The sequence below is a fragment of the Streptomyces sp. Sge12 genome, assembly GCF_002080455.1.
Lineage (GTDB): Bacteria > Actinomycetota > Actinomycetes > Streptomycetales > Streptomycetaceae > Streptomyces.
The window spans coordinates 1,402,220-1,416,316 of sequence record NZ_CP020555.1 but is presented as its reverse complement, the minus strand read 5'-3'; the positions used below and the strand labels follow the sequence as shown (position 1 = coordinate 1,416,316).

General features: G+C 73.0%; 13 protein-coding genes. 8 read left to right on the top strand and 5 right to left on the bottom strand.

Going from position 1 to position 14,097, the window contains the following annotated elements; genetic code table 11:
* A complete protein-coding gene (locus B6R96_RS06355; RefSeq protein WP_081525006.1) occupies positions 1–1,281 on the bottom strand; it encodes an MFS transporter in 1,281 nt (426 codons plus the stop codon).
* A 100-nt stretch (positions 1,282–1,381) separates the two neighbouring features.
* Between B6R96_RS06355 and B6R96_RS06350 the strand changes: the two genes are divergently transcribed.
* Positions 1,382–2,371 carry an ArsR/SmtB family transcription factor gene (locus B6R96_RS06350; RefSeq protein ID WP_081521908.1) on the top strand — a complete coding sequence of 330 codons (990 nt, stop codon included), beginning with the start codon at positions 1,382–1,384 and terminating at the stop codon, positions 2,369–2,371.
* Positions 2,372–2,381: 10 nt separating this feature from the next.
* Here the strand turns inward: B6R96_RS06350 and B6R96_RS06345 are convergent, their stop codons facing one another.
* From B6R96_RS06345 to B6R96_RS06335, 3 genes are all read right to left on the bottom strand, one after another.
* Positions 2,382–3,572 (bottom strand): MFS transporter, encoded by a 1,191-nt coding sequence (locus B6R96_RS06345; protein WP_081521907.1) that lies wholly within the window; start codon positions 3,570–3,572, stop codon positions 2,382–2,384.
* Positions 3,573–3,626: 54 nt separating this feature from the next.
* Entirely contained in the window at positions 3,627–4,685 is a 1,059-nt protein-coding gene (locus B6R96_RS06340; RefSeq protein WP_081521906.1) for an NUDIX hydrolase, read from the bottom strand.
* 80 nt (positions 4,686–4,765) lie between these two features.
* Positions 4,766–5,389: a LysE/ArgO family amino acid transporter gene (locus B6R96_RS06335; RefSeq protein WP_081521905.1), complete on the bottom strand. Its 624-nt coding sequence runs from the start codon at positions 5,387–5,389 to the stop codon at positions 4,766–4,768.
* Between the two features lie 69 nt (positions 5,390–5,458).
* On the opposite strand from B6R96_RS06335, the gene B6R96_RS06330 reads away from it, so the two are divergent.
* The 7 genes from B6R96_RS06330 to B6R96_RS06300 all read left to right on the top strand — a co-directional run bounded on the left by B6R96_RS06330 (position 5,459) and on the right by B6R96_RS06300 (position 13,108).
* Complete coding sequence (locus B6R96_RS06330) at positions 5,459–6,361, top strand: LysR family transcriptional regulator ArgP (protein ID WP_081521904.1); 903 nt, start codon at positions 5,459–5,461, stop codon at positions 6,359–6,361.
* Between the two features lie 59 nt (positions 6,362–6,420).
* The gene (locus B6R96_RS06325; RefSeq protein ID WP_030385130.1) at positions 6,421–6,813 is read left to right on the top strand and encodes a TOBE domain-containing protein; all 393 of its coding nucleotides are present in this window, start codon (positions 6,421–6,423) and stop codon (positions 6,811–6,813) included.
* A 92-nt stretch (positions 6,814–6,905) separates the two neighbouring features.
* Positions 6,906–7,988 carry a magnesium/cobalt transporter CorA gene (gene corA, locus B6R96_RS06320; protein ID WP_051779067.1) on the top strand — a complete coding sequence of 361 codons (1,083 nt, stop codon included), beginning with the start codon at positions 6,906–6,908 and terminating at the stop codon, positions 7,986–7,988.
* A 130-nt stretch (positions 7,989–8,118) separates the two neighbouring features.
* Positions 8,119–8,934 carry a chitosanase gene (locus B6R96_RS06315; RefSeq protein WP_081525005.1) on the top strand — a complete coding sequence of 272 codons (816 nt, stop codon included), beginning with the start codon at positions 8,119–8,121 and terminating at the stop codon, positions 8,932–8,934.
* Positions 8,935–9,359: 425 nt separating this feature from the next.
* On the top strand, positions 9,360–9,713 hold the full coding sequence (locus tag B6R96_RS06310) for a DUF805 domain-containing protein (protein ID WP_030385127.1): 354 nt from the start codon (positions 9,360–9,362) through the stop codon (positions 9,711–9,713).
* Positions 9,714–9,936: 223 nt separating this feature from the next.
* A complete protein-coding gene (locus B6R96_RS06305; protein WP_053168908.1) occupies positions 9,937–12,156 on the top strand; it encodes an NADP-dependent isocitrate dehydrogenase in 2,220 nt (739 codons plus the stop codon).
* A gap of 175 nt (positions 12,157–12,331) precedes the next feature.
* Complete coding sequence (locus tag B6R96_RS06300; protein WP_081521903.1) at positions 12,332–13,108, top strand: hypothetical protein; 777 nt, start codon at positions 12,332–12,334, stop codon at positions 13,106–13,108.
* Here the strand turns inward: B6R96_RS06300 and B6R96_RS06295 are convergent.
* On the bottom strand, positions 13,041–14,057 hold the full coding sequence (locus B6R96_RS06295; protein WP_081521902.1) for a formylglycine-generating enzyme family protein: 1,017 nt from the start codon (positions 14,055–14,057) through the stop codon (positions 13,041–13,043). The genes B6R96_RS06300 and B6R96_RS06295 overlap by 68 nt on opposite strands.
* Positions 14,058–14,097 lie beyond the last annotated feature (40 nt).

Here is a 14,097-nt window from a genome sequence, read left to right as displayed (position 1 = left end):
TCAGAGCGCTCGCCGTTCGACCGGCTGCTTCGACAGGCGGGGGACAGCGGGAGGGCGACCGATGCCGACGCGCACCGGTCCGCCCCGCCCGCCGTCCCCCGCCTGTCGTGCGTCCGGGCCGCGCCCGCGGAGCGCCACGAGGTGGCGGGCCAGGGCGACCGCGGCCAGCACGGCCACCAGCGCGCACACCCCCGGCCAGCCGGCCCGGCCGTGGATCCGCACACCGAGCCAGGACCCGCCGCTGCCGCCCAGGTAGGCGCAGGTCATGTAGGCGGTGTTGAGCCGGCTGCGGGCGTCGGGGCGCAGGGCGTACACCCGCGCCTGGTTGGCGACCATGCCGCACTGCATCGCGACGTCGAGCAGCAGGGTGCCGCCCGCCAGCGCGAGGAGACCGGCCGCCCCGCCCCGGGCGCCCGCCGCGAGGACCGCCGCCGAGACGAGGACCCCGAGCAGGCAGACGAGGTTCACCCGGTCCGCTCCCGTACGGTCCACCAGCCGCCCCGCGTACGGCGTGCACAGCATGGTGACCGCGCCCCCCAGGGCGAGCATGCCCACCGCGTGGGCGCCCAGGCCGTAGACCGGGCCGGTGAGCAGCAGCGCCAGACAGGTCCAGACCGCCGAGAACCCGCCGAACACGGTCGCCTGGTAGAGGCAGGAGCGTCGCAGTTCCGGCTCGGTCAGCAACAGGCGCAACGGCGCGGCCAGCAGTGCCGGGTACCGCTCCCGCGAGCCCGCGGCGGTGACCGGCAGGGTACGGGCCAGCACGGCCGCGAGGACCAGGGCCACGGCGCCGGCCACCAGGTAGGGGGCGCGCCACCCCAGCCACTCGCCGAGCGTCCCGCCGAAGGTGCGGGCCAGCAGCATGCCCCCCGTCGACCCGCTCAGCAAGGTGCCCAAGACGGCTCCCCTGCGCTCGGCGGCCACCAGCCCCGCCGCCAGCGGACCGATGACCTGCGCGGCCACCGTGGTCATCCCGACGACGGCCGCCGCGGCGATCAGCGGGGCCAGACCCGGTGCGCAGCCCGCGGCCAGCAGACCGGCGCCGGTCAGGGCCAGGAGGGTGACGAGGAACGGGCGGTGCGGCAGCCGGTCGCCCAGCGGTACCAGCAGGAAGATCCCGGCCGTGTAGCCGATCTGGATCGCGGTCACCACGAGCGTCGCGGAACCGGGGGACGCGTGCAGGGCCGCGACGACCAGGGGGCTGACCGCCTGCGGGAAGTAGACGGTTCCCACGCCGACGGCGCAGGTCAGGGTGAGGAGCAGGAGCAACCGGCGGCTCATCGCGGGCCGCGCGTGAACCGGGTCCGCCACGGGGGGACTTGTCATGGTGCGAGTTCACGGCACCTCCGCCCCCGCGCCAATCGATGTAGCGTATGCCTCAATGATCAGCTTCGAACTCGGCGTCGAGGACCTCGCCGACACCCGCTTCGCGCTGTCGCCCCTGTACGAGACCGTGCTCAGCCTGCGCGTGCTGCGCGAGCCGGGGCTCTCGGCCCTCCACCTCCCCTGGCGCAGGTCGGTCCTCGGCGCACTCGACGGGCTCGACACCGGACTGCTGATGTCCCTGGTCGCGGCACGGCGCACGCTGCCCGACTTCCTGACCCCCAGGCCCGCGGCCTTCGCCCCCTCCTTCGAGGAGGAACTGGCCACCGTCCGCCGCACCCCCGCCGACCTGGTCCGCCGCGATCTGCTGGCCGCACACGCCCCCGATCCGCTCCCCGGCCCGCTGCACGCCGCCCTCGACCCCGGCGACGGGCCCGTCCTCGCCCTCCGCGACGCCCTGTGCGCGCTCCTGCACCAGTACTGGGAGGTCGCCGTCCGGCCGATGTGGCCGCGGATGCGCCTCCTGCTGGAGGCCGACATGACCTACCGCGCGCGGCAACTGGCCATGGGCGGGGCCCGCCTCCTCTTCGCCGACATGCATCCGAACCTGCGCTGGCAGGGCGGCGTGCTGCACATCGGGCAGATGATCAGCCGGCACCGCGTCGCGGCGTCCGGCCGCGGCCTGCTCCTCGTCCCCTCGGTGTTCGCGCACAAGCCCGCACCGCCGGTCAGCCCGCAGGAGGCGCCGACGCTGGCGTACCCGAGCCGCGGTGTGGCGACCCTGTGGGTGCGCGAGCCGGTCGCCGACTCGGCCGCCCTGGTCTCCCTGCTGGGCGCGCCCAAGGCGAGGCTCCTCGGCCTGCTCGACGAGCCGCTGCCCACGGTCGAGCTCGCCCGGCGCCTCGGGGTCACCGCCAGTGCCGTCTCCCAGCACCTGGGCGTGCTGTACGCCACCGGCCTGGTCTCCCGGGCGCGCCACGGACGGCAGGTCCTCTACCGCCGCAGCCCCCTCGGGGACCGGCTGAGCGGCGGCGGGCAGCAGGAGTGACCCGCGCGCATCACGCACGCGCCCGCGCCGGACGGCGCAGCAGGTACCCGGCCGCGGCCCCGACCAGTACGGCCATGCAGGCGATGAACACCAGCCCGGCGCCCTCCAGGCCGATCGGGTCCACCAGCAGCCCCACACCGATCACCGGCACCGAGATGCCCGCGTACGCCACCACGAACAGCATCGAGATCACCGCCGCGCGCTGATCCGGCGGAGAGGCCGCGGCCACGGTGGACAGCGCCCCGCGGAACGCCAGCCCCTGCCCGGCCCCGCCCACCAACGCGCTCGCGACGATCAGTGCCAGGAGGTCCCACCACAGCGCGCCCGCGAGCAGCGCCAACCCGGCGAGCAGCCCCGCGCAGCCCAGCGGCAGCGACCGCCTGACCCCGACCCGGTCGACGGCCAGTTGCCCGGCGGTCGAGGCGAAGAAGGCCAGCGCGACGATCGCCCCGCTCACGGCGTGGTTGTCCACGTCCAGGGACTGCGCGAGGAAGGCGGGGCTGACCGAGGTGAAGACCCCGAACAGCGCGAAGCCCACGAACGAGGCGGTCGCCGCGGGAGCGAACACCGACCGCACCTGCGGGGGCAGGCCGGGCCGCTGCGGCCGTACGGTGCTCAGCGGTGTGCGGTCCCGGACGGTCTCGGGCAGCCGCAGCAGGACCAGGGCGGACACGGCCACCAGCGCGAGGTGCACGGTGAACGCCAGGTACAGCGGCCAGGGGGCGTACTGCGCGAGCACACCGGCGAGCAGCGGGCCGCAGCCGAGCCCGCCCATGTTGGCGGCCGTCGCCACGAAGGTGGCCTTGGAGGCGCCGCCGGCGGGCGCCAGCTCCATCACGTAGGCCGTGGCGGCCCCGGTGAACAGCCCGGCGGACAGTCCCGACAGCAGCCGGCCCGCGTACAGCCAGCCCACTCCGGTGGCGCACAGGAAGCAGACGGCGCTGAGCGCCGAGAAGGCCAGGCCCGACTGCAGCACCGGACGGCGGCCGACGGCGTCCGAGGCATTGCCGGCGAGCAGCAGTACGCCGATCACCCCGAAGGCGTACACCGCGTACACCACGGTCACCATCAGCTCGGAGAACCCGAACTTCTCCTGGTAGAGGCCGTAGAGGGGGGTCGGCAGCGTGGTGCCGGCCATGCACACGGCGAACACCGCCCCGCTGAGCAAGCACTGGCGCCACCGCCGGCGATCACCGTCCATGCCGCCGACGGTAACCCCGCCGCCGCGGCCCGGCGCGGCGGCCGGGGCCGCCGCTCAGGGGCGGCCCGCGTGGAGTTCCAGCGGGCCGGCGCCCGTGGCGAGGGCGGTGAGGCAGGCGGTGATCTGGCGCCGCAGGGCGGGTTTGACCCAGCCGCGGAGGTCCGCGGGGGCCACCGTGCGCCACTGGAGCAGCTCGGTCTCGTCCAGCCGGATCCGGGCGAGCGCGGGCGCGTCGAGCACGCCGCCGTCGTAGAGGAAGCGGATCCGGGCCGGACGGCCCGCCTTGTGGGACCAGTTCACGGCCAGCAGGCGGCCGGGGGCGAGGTCGAGCCCGATCTCCTCGTGGACCTCCCGCCGGGCGGCGGCCCGCGGGATCTCGCCGAGGTCGCTGTCGATGCCGCCGCCGGGCAGGTTCCACCGGTCGGACCTGCCGTACGCCGGCTGGACCAGCAGGACCCGGCCGCCGGGGTCGGTGAACAGCACGCTCGCCGCGGTGACCGCTTTGGGACGGCTGGCCCGGTGACTGGCCGGGTCGAGGGTGCCCGAGTGCTCCAGGGCGACGCGCCGGGCCGGGTCCAGACCCGCCGGGGAGCCCGGGTGGGGCACACCGTCGACGAGGTGGGCGAAGGAGCCGGTGTGCAGGGCGGCCAGCGCGGCGCGCAGCCGGGCGGCGACCGGGGCGGGCAGGGCGGCGCAGGCCTCGTCGGGAGCCAGCCAGCGCGCCCCGGTGACCGATCCGGCGAGGAGGGAGAGCGCGGCGGCCCGGTGCGGCGGGACCGGTCCGACGAGGTGGACGTGCACGACGAGGGAACGGCCGCCCGCACCGCCCGCACCGTTCGTGCCGGCCGGACCGTTCGCGCTTGCCGGGCCGTTCGCGCCGGCCGGGCCGGGCGGCCGTGAGTCGACCGCCAGCAGCCGGCCCGCCGGCAGGGCGAGGTCCAGCTCCTTCCGCAACAGCCGGGCCAGCCCCTCCTCCGGGGTCTCGGTGTCCTCGACCGTGCCGCCCGGCAGCCGCGGATCCGCCGCGTCCGGGGGAGCCAGTACGAGGACCCGCCCGCGCGTGTCCAGGACGACCCCGGTGGCGGCCACGAGCGGGGAGGGACGGTCGGGCACGGGTGGCTCCTGGGGGTCGGTTCGGCGGCACGAGCACTATGCCCCGGCCGCGGCGGGTGCCCGGCGCCGACATGCGGGGCTCAGGCGCGGGCCAGCAGCAGGCCGCCCATGGTGACCATGGTCGCAGCGACCAGCCCGTCCATGATCCGCCAGGCGGCGGGGCGGGCCAGCAGGCCGCTCAGCAGCCGGGCCCCGTAGCCCAGAGCGGAGAACCAGGCCAGGCTGGCGAGGCCCGCGCCGATGCCGAAGGCCCAGCGCAGGTCGCCCCGGTCGGCGGCGAGGGAACCGACGAGGAGCACGGTGTCCAGGTACACGTGCGGGTTGAGCCAGGTCATGGCCAGGCAGGTCAGCACGGCCCGGCGGGCCGAGCCGCTCGTGGCCCCGTCCGTGGTGAGGGCCGCCCCCGGGGCGGGGCGCAGTACGCGGCGGGCGGCGAGGACTCCGTAGCAGATGAGGAACGTGCCTCCGGCGAGCCCGACCGCCGTCAGGGCGGCCGGCCAGGCGGTGACGAAGGCGCCGACGCCCGCGACGCCGAGGGCGATGAGCAGCGCGTCGGAGACGGCGCAGATGGCGACCACGGCGAGGACCGCGTGACGGCGCGCGCCCTGGCGCAGGACGAAGGCGTTCTGCGCGCCGATGGCGACGATGAGGGAGAGTCCGGTGCCGAAGCCGGCGAGGGCCGCGGTGACGATGCCGTAGTTCATGACCTCGACCGTAGGCAGAGCCTCCCCTTCAGTACAGCTAAAGATTTTTACGTACCATTAGCGCTCGTGATGGACGAACTCCCGCTGGACCAGGTACGCACGCTGCTCGCCGTGGTGGACGAGGGCACCTTCGACGCGGCGGCGGCCGTCCTGCACGTGACCCCCTCCGCGGTCAGCCAACGGGTCAAGGCGCTGGAGCAGCGGACCGGGCGGGTGCTGCTGATGCGGACGAAGCCGGTGCGGGCGACCGAATCGGGGGAGGTGGTGGTCCGCTTCGCCCGCCAGCTGGCCCGGCTGGAGCGCGACGCGCGCGCCGAGCTCGGGATGGCCGAGGGGATGGGCCCGGTGCGGCTGCCCATCGCGGTGAACGCGGACTCGCTCGCCACCTGGTTCCTGCCCGCGCTGACGCGGGTGCCGCAGGATCCGCCGGTGTGCGTCGAGCTCCACCGCGAGGACGAGTCGCACACGACGGCGCTGCTGCGGGAGGGGCAGGTGATGGCGGCGGTGACCTCCTCGCCCGACCCCGTGGCGGGGTGCAGCGTACGGATGCTGGGGCTGGCCCGGTACCTGCCGGTGGCGAGCCCCGCGTTCGCGGCGCGGTACCTGACGGGGGAGCCCGAGCGGGACCTGAGGGAGGCGCCGACGATCGTCTTCGACCGGAAGGACGACCTCCAGGACGCCTTCGTGCGCGCGCTGACGGGGGACAGCACGGCCGCGGCGGGGCGGGTGCGGCACTACGTGCCGACCTCGGAGGGCTTCCGCGACGCGGTGGTCGCGGGGCTGGGGTGGAGGCTGGTGCCGGAGCAGCAGTCGAACCCGCTGGTACGGACGGGGGAGCTGGTGCTGCTGGAGCCCCTGCGGCCGATGGACGTGCCCCTGTACTGGCAGCAGTGGAAGCTCGACTCGCCGGCCCTGTCGATGGTCGCGGACGTGATCGCGACGGCGGCCCGGGAGGCGCTGCGCGCCCCCTGAGCCCGATCCATGATCCGTGAGCCGGCCCACCCCGCCGGACAGCGCCTAAGCTGCGGTCCATGGAGTCCTACACGATCGGTCAGGCGGCCCGGCTGCTCGGTGTCAGCGTCGACACGGCGCGGCGCTGGGCCGACGCCGAACGCTTCCCCACCCACCGCGAGGGCACCCGGCGGATGGTGGACGGTCCCGACCTGGCCGCGTTCTGCGTCGAGGCCGCGCAGGAGGGCGCCGAGGGCGAGGAAGCCGCGTACACCTCGGCCCGCAACGCCTTCCCGGGCATCGTCACCGCGGTGAAGCTGGGCACGGTCGACGCGCAGGTGGAGATCCAGGCCGGACCGCACCGCATCGTTTCGCTGCTGACGCGCGAGGCGGTGGAGGAGCTCGGGCTGGAGGTCGGGGCGCGGGCCACGGCGCGGGTGAAGTCGACGAGCGTGTTCGTCGACCGGGCCTGAGGCGCGCCGGTCGCGGTGAGCCCGGACGCAGGCGTTCCGGCGGCGATGGCAGACTGGCCGCTGATCCGCCGAAGGGGAGTCCGCCGTTGTCCATGTTCAGCAACTTGCGCCGGGCCGTGCGCCGCAGCTACCGGCGGGCCGTGGACCTCAGCCACCCGGCCCGCTCCCCGCTCGGCAGTGCGGTGGTCAACTGCGTGATCTACCGCGAGGGCGTACGGCAGGACGACTGCGCCGAGGTCGAGGAGGCGCTGCGCCGGGTCCGCAAGACGGGCGACGGCTTCGTCTGGATCGGCCTGCACGAGCCGTCGACCCCGGAGCTGGCCGGGCTGGCCGAGCTGTTCGGCCTGCACCCCCTCGCCGTCGAGGACGCGGTGAACGCGCACCAGCGCCCGAAGGTGGAGCGCTACGACGACACGCTGTTCTCCGTCTTCAAGACCGTGCGCTACGTGGAGCACGAGGAGCTGACCGCGACCAGCGAGGTGGTGGAGACCGGCGAGCTGATGGCCTTCACCGGCCAGGACTTCATCATCACCATCCGGCACGGCGGCCGCGGCACCCTGGGCCCGGTCCGCGAGGAGCTGGAGGCGGCGCCGGAGCAACTGGCGAACGGGCCCGCGGCGGTGCTGCACGCCATGGCCGACCATGTGGTCGACGACTACGTGGCCGTCACGGACGCGGTGCAGAACGACATCGACGCCGTCGAGACGGCCGTGTTCAGCGAGGACGGCGGCCGCGGCGACGCGGGACGGATCTACCAGCTCAAGCGCGAACTCCTTGAGCTCCGCCGGGCGGTGGCCCCGCTGAGCCGCCCGCTCCAGCAACTGGCCACGCAGCCGATACCGGTCATCCCGCCGGAGACCCGTGCCTACTTCCGCAACGTGGCCGACCACCTCACCCGGGCCACGGAACAGATCGGCTCCTACGACAACCTCCTCGACTCCATCCTCCAGGCCCACCTCGCGCAGGTGACCGTGGCCCAGAACGAGGACATGCGCAAGATCACGGCGTGGGCGGCGATCGTCGCCGTCCCGACCATGGTCTGCGGGGTGTACGGCATGAACTTCGACCACATGCCCGAACTGCACTGGACCTACGGCTACCCGCTGGTCCTCGGTGTCATGGCACTCGCCTGCTTCGTCATCCACCGGGGCTTCCGGCGCAACGGCTGGCTCTGACCGGACGGGTCCATTCCCTGGGGTGCGCACGGGTATTGAGCTGTCGTCAGCTCTGGTAGTAAAGTTTCCTAACGAAGCCGGGACGCCTCAACCACCCCATGGAGGCCTTGTGTTCACCCCCCACCGCAAGATGCTGGCGATCGGAGCGCTGCTCGGCAGCGCGTTGATCGCCGTCCCCGTCACCGCCCACGCCACCGCGGCCCCCGCCCCCACGGCGCGGACCTCGGCGGCAGCGGCCGCAGGGCTCGACGATCCGGCGAAGAAGGAGATCGCCATGAAGATCGTCTCCAGCGCGGAGAACTCCTCGCTGGACTGGAAGGCGCAGTACAAGTACATAGAGGACATAGACGACGGCCGCGGCTACACGGCCGGCATCATCGGATTCTGTTCCGGCACCGGCGACATGCTCGACCTCGTCGAGTACTACACCCAGGTCAAGCCGGGCAACGTCCTCGCCAAGTACCTCCCCGCCTTGCGCAGGGTCGACGGCAGCGACTCGCACGCCGGCCTCGACCCGAACTTCACCAAGGACTGGGCGAAGGCGGCCCAGGACGCGGAGTTCAGGAAGGCCCAGGACCACGAGCGCGACCGGGTCTACTTCAACCCGTCCGTGCGGCAGGGCAAGGCCGACGGCGTCGGTGTGCTGGGCCAGTTCATCTACTACGACGCCATCGTCATGCACGGCGACGGCACCGACTCCACCAGCTTCCGCAACATCCGGGGGCGCGCCCTGTCCAAGGCCAAGCCCCCGTCCCAGGGCGGCAGTGAGACGGCCTGGCTGAACGCCTTCCTGGACGCCCGGGTCTGGGCGATGAAGCAGGAGGAGGCGCACAGCGACACCAGCCGGGTCGACACCGCGCAGCGGGTCTTCCTGAAGAAGGGCAACCTGAACCTCAACACGCCCCTCGACTGGAAGGTCTACGGGGACTCCTTCCACATCGGCTGACGGCCGATCGGCCGCTGCGGCCCGGGGCCGGAATCCCCCCTTCTGTCCCGGGCCGCGACGGCCCAGGCTGCGGTGAGGTAACGATCTGTGAGCCGAGTCGGCGGGCCGGCGCCCGTCGGGTCGATGAACACCCAGGACAATCCAGGCATTTGGTTGCCCTCAGGGGTGCTGCGCGCCCTCTGTATCCCCCTGGCGACCTGCCATCCCTCCCGAACACGGCCCATTTCGTCACGCCTTGTGGTCAAAGGCGATCGGTGGGTTTCAAGTGACGCCAGGTACGCGTGTGTTTGGTAAGAGAAGTGAAGGAAAGTTCCCATTCCGGTGGGTTGTGAACTGGCTTGACCGCGACGTAAGGGGGGCATAAGTTCTGCCCCGGCTTGCTCCAGCAGGACGGGCCGAACCAACCGTCCTCTGGGGGGACCCTCATGAACCACTACACCGATGTCCTGAAGAAGTACGCCGTCTTCTCCGGCCGGGCCCGCCGCCAGGAGTACTGGATGTTCACCCTCTTCCAGGTGGCCGTCGTGATCGTCCTCGCGATCCTGGACGCCGTCATCGGCGCCAACTCGATCATCGTGGGCCTGTACCTCCTCGGCACCCTCGTCCCGACGCTGGCGCTCACCGTCCGCCGTCTGCACGACCTCGGCAAGTCCGGCGCCTGGTACTTCATCGTCCTCGTCCCCTTCATCGGTGGCATCTGGCTGCTCGTCCTGACCGCCACCGCCGGTCAGCCGCAGCCGAACCAGTACGGCCCGGACCCCAAGGTCCTCGCCGCCTGACATCACGTACAGGCCTGATCCAGGCCTGAATGCCGGAGCGCCGCCCATGGCCGGAAACAGCCGGGGGCGGCGCTCTCGCCATTTCCGGGGCCCGCCGGAGCCCGCGTGACATGCGTCTCCCGGACTGGCGGCAGGGGGCTGTCCAGAGTGGCCCGATCACGAGATATCTTGATGTCGAGCAATGTTGCAGACGAGAGACGCAGACTGTGGAGCGGAGCATCCGGTGACTGACTCGACCATCATCTACACGCACACTGACGAGGCCCCGGCCCTCGCGACGTATTCGTTCCTGCCTGTGATCCAGGCATACGCGTCGACGGCCGGTGTGAATGTCGAGACCCGTGACATCTCCCTGGCCGGTCGGATCATCGCCGTCTTCCCGGAGTACCTCCAGGAGAGCCAGCGGATCGCCGACGCCCTCGCCGAGCTCGGCGAGCTGGCGAAGACCCCGGAAGCCAACATCATCAAGCTTCCGAACATCTCGGCCTCGATCCCGCAGCTCAAGGCCGCGGTCGCCGAGCTCCAGGGCCAGGGCTACGCCCTCCCGGACTACCCGGACGACCCGAAGACCGACGAGGAGCGCGACATCCGCGCCCGCTACGACAAGGTCAAGGGCAGCGCCGTCAACCCGGTCCTGCGCGAGGGCAACTCCGACCGCCGCGCCCCCGCCTCGGTCAAGAACTACGCCAAGACGCACCCGCACCGCATGGGCGCCTGGGTCCCCGAGTCGAAGACGAACGTCGCCACCATGGGCGAGAACGACTTCCGCTCCACCGAGAAGTCCACCGTCATCACCGAGGCCGGCACGCTGCGCATCGAGCACGTGGCCGCCGACGGCGCCACCACCGTGCTGCGCGAGTCCGTACCGGTCCTCGCCGGTGAGGTCGTGGACGCGTCCGTCCTGCACGTCGACGCGCTGCGCACCTTCCTCAACGACCAGATCGAGCGTGCCAAGGCCGAGGGCGTCCTGTTCTCCGTGCACCTCAAGGCCACGATGATGAAGGTCTCCGACCCGATCATCTTCGGCCACGTGGTCCGCGCCTTCCTCCCCAAGACCTTCGCCCGCTACGGCGCGACCCTGGCCGCCGCCGGCCTGTCGCCCAACGACGGTCTGGGCGGCATCCTGAACGGCCTGGGCGCACTGCCCGACGGCGACGCCATCAAGGCCTCCATCGACGCCGAGATCGCCGAGGGCCCGGCCCTCGCGATGGTCGACTCCGACAAGGGCATCACCAACCTGCACGTGCCGTCCGACGTCATCGTCGACGCCTCGATGCCGGCCATGATCCGCACCTCCGGCCACATGTGGGGCCCGGACGGCGCCGAGGCCGACACCCTCGCCGTCCTCCCCGACAGCAGCTACGCCGGCGTCTACCAGGTCGTCGTCGACGACTGCCGCACCCACGGCGCCTTCGACCCGTCCACCATGGGCTCGGTCCCGAACGTCGGTCTCATGGCGCAGAAGGCCGAGGAGTACGGCAGCCACGACAAGACCTTCGAGATCGCCACCGCGGGCACCGTCCGCCTGGTCGACGCCGCGGGCACCACCGTCCTGGAGCAGGAGGTCGCCGCCGGCGACATCTTCCGCGCCTGCCAGACCAAGGACCTGCCGATCCAGGACTGGGTCAAGCTCGCCGTCACCCGCGCCCGCGCCACCGGCGTCCCGGCCGTCTTCTGGCTGGACGAGACCCGCGCGCACGACGCGCAGCTGATCGCCAAGGTCAAGACGTACCTCGCCGAGCACGACACCGAGGGCCTGACCATCGAGATCCTCTCCCCGGTCGAGGCCACCGCGTACTCCCTGGAGCGCATCCGCCGCGGCGAGGACACCATCTCGGTGACCGGCAACGTGCTGCGCGACTACCTGACCGACCTCTTCCCGATCCTGGAGCTGGGCACCAGCGCCAAGATGCTGTCGGTCGTCCCGCTGATGAACGGCGGCGGCCTCTTCGAGACGGGCGCCGGCGGCTCCGCCCCGAAGCACGTCCAGCAGCTGGTCAAGGAGAACTACCTGCGCTGGGACAGCCTCGGCGAGTTCTTCGCGCTGGCCGCCAGCTTCGAGCACCTCGCGACCACCACCGGCAACGCCCGCGCCCAGGTGCTGGCCGACACCCTGGACCGCGCGACCGGCACCTTCCTCAACGAGGACAAGTCGCCGAGCCGCAAGCTGGGCGGCATCGACAACCGCGGCAGCCACTTCTACCTCGCCCTGTACTGGGCGCAGGAGCTGTCCCGGCAGATCGACGACCCGAAGCTGGCCGCGGCGTTCGAGCCGGTCGCCAAGACCCTGGCCGAGCGCGAGGAGGCCATCGTCGGCGAGCTCATCGCGGTGCAGGGCTCCCCGGCCGACATCGGCGGCTACTACCAGCCCGACCCCAAGAAGGCCGCGGCGATCATGCGCCCGTCCGAGACCCTCAACCAGGCGCTCGCACTCCTGGGCTGATGCCGTCGGCACCACCCGCGCGTCGGTGACGACGTGACCCGCTCCGCCCCGGCAGGCCCCGTGCCCACCGGGGCGGAGCCGTATCCACCGCCCCGTTCGCTGCCCGGGCAGGGCGGGGGACGCGCGAAATTCACCGTGGTCGAGCCGGCCGGCGAGGCCCTGCTCCGGGGGTTCTGTGGCACGTCGGTCCGACACGTCCTGCGGCGGTATCGGCTGCGCCGGGCTGCTGCTCGTGCTCCTCGTCCTGCCCACCGTCGGCCATCTGCTGGCCCTGCCGCTGGCACTGCCCGACCTGCTCGCGGAGCAGACACCGCCGCAGCAGCTGGACGGCTTCGGCCCGTACTTGATCGTCCATGCCGTACCGGTGCTCGTGGCCCTGTTGCCGGCACTGTTCGCGGGGCGCCGCCGGGTCGGCGGGTGGTGGCTGGTGCCGGCCCGGGCGGCGGCCCTGCTCGCGCTCGTGGCCGCGGCGCTGTGGTGGACGGAGGGCAGGGCCGGGGACCTCCCGGCGTGGAACCTCCGGGCCACGGCCGAGAGCATGGCCGCCGGACTGGTGGCGCTCGCCTTCGTCGTGGCGGTCCGCCGGTGGGACGCCTCCCGCGGCGGCCCGGTCACCACCATCGGCACCCCGCGGCCGGCGCCGGGAGAGATCTGGCTGGCCATGGTGCCGCTGCGCGAGGACCCGGCACGGCAGCTGCGGCACTACTGCGTGGTGCTGGCCGTCCACCCCGGCCATGCCGAGGTCGCCCAGATCACCACCAAGGACAAGGACGGGCGCACCGACCACATCCGGATACCGAACGACGGCTGGGACAAGGCCTCCGGCCGCGCCCACCGGGTGGAGTTCGGCCGTCCGCCGCGCCGCGTCGACTACGCGATGTTCCTCAGGTCCCGGCCGCAGGGACGCTGCCCCGCCCGGGTATGGCGACAGCTCGGCCGGCAGCAGGGCTGAGGCCGGGGGCCACCGCGTCCGCGGCCACCCGGAAGCCGATGTTCCCGGCGGAGCTGTCCGGGGTGTTGCGGGTACGGGCCGCGACCCGGTAGCGGTTGCAGTACGAGTCGTGGCACATGTGGGAGCCGCCGCGCATGGCCCGCTCCGGTCCGGCGGGTGAGAAGCGGTCGGCGGACCACTCCCACACGTTGCCGACCGTCTGGTGCAGGCCGTACCCGTTGGGCCGGAAGGACCTGACCGGCGCGGTGCCCGCGTACCCGTCCGCCCGGGTGTTGTGGCCGGGGAAGTCGCCGTTCCAGATGTTGCACATGTACCGCCCGCCGGGCCGCAGCTCGTCGCCCCACGGGTAGCGCTTCTGCTCCAGGCCGCCGCGCGCCGCGAACTCCCACTCGGGCTCCGTGGGCAGCCGGGTCCCGGACCAGGCGCAGTACGCCAGCGCGTCGTGCCAGGAGACGTGGACCACGGGGTGGTTCTGGCGGGCGGCGAAGGAGGAGCCGGGCCCCTCCGGATGCCGCCAGTCGGCCCCGGAGACGGCCCGCCACCACGGGGTCCCGGCCACCGAGGGCGAGACGGCGGCGAGTTCGGCGGTGAGGAAGCCCGCGAAGACGAAGCTGAAGCCGAAGGACTCCGCCTCCGTGACATGGCCGGTGGCCTTCACGAAGGACGCGAACTGCGCGTTGGTGACGGTGGTCGGGGCGATGCGGAAGGCCCCGACCACCTCCTCCCGTACCGGCCCCTCGCCGTCCGCAGGGAACCCGTCCGCATCCTCCGTCCCCATCAGGAACCGGCCGCCCGGCAGGGCGACGAGGTCGCGTACGGCCCGCGCCGCCGCGGGGTCCGGCGTCGGGGCCGCCGCCGCCCCGGCGGGCGCGGGTGCCGGCCGCCGGCCCGGGGTCAGGAGCTCGGCGGCGGGCTCGCGGCCGGGGGTGCAGCAGGGCTTGGGCGGCATGGCTCTCTCCTGGGGGCGGTACGGGGCGGGGTCGGTTCGG

Bases quoted from the DNA above. Each gene is read 5' to 3' on its own strand.
- B6R96_RS06355 (WP_081525006.1), bottom strand. From the start codon at position 1,281: ATGAGCCGCCGGTTGCTCCTGCTCCTCACCCTGACCTGCGCCGTCGGC.
- B6R96_RS06350 (WP_081521908.1), top strand. From the start codon at position 1,382: ATGATCAGCTTCGAACTCGGCGTCGAGGACCTCGCCGACACCCGCTTC.
- B6R96_RS06345 (WP_081521907.1), bottom strand. From the start codon at position 3,572: ATGGACGGTGATCGCCGGCGGTGGCGCCAGTGCTTGCTCAGCGGGGCG.
- B6R96_RS06335 (WP_081521905.1), bottom strand. From the start codon at position 5,389: ATGAACTACGGCATCGTCACCGCGGCCCTCGCCGGCTTCGGCACCGGA.
- B6R96_RS06330 (WP_081521904.1), top strand. From the start codon at position 5,459: ATGGACGAACTCCCGCTGGACCAGGTACGCACGCTGCTCGCCGTGGTG.
- B6R96_RS06325 (WP_030385130.1), top strand. From the start codon at position 6,421: ATGGAGTCCTACACGATCGGTCAGGCGGCCCGGCTGCTCGGTGTCAGC.
- corA (WP_051779067.1), top strand. From the start codon at position 6,906: ATGTTCAGCAACTTGCGCCGGGCCGTGCGCCGCAGCTACCGGCGGGCC.
- B6R96_RS06315 (WP_081525005.1), top strand. From the start codon at position 8,119: ATGCTGGCGATCGGAGCGCTGCTCGGCAGCGCGTTGATCGCCGTCCCC.
- B6R96_RS06310 (WP_030385127.1), top strand. From the start codon at position 9,360: ATGAACCACTACACCGATGTCCTGAAGAAGTACGCCGTCTTCTCCGGC.
- B6R96_RS06295 (WP_081521902.1), bottom strand. From the start codon at position 14,057: ATGCCGCCCAAGCCCTGCTGCACCCCCGGCCGCGAGCCCGCCGCCGAG.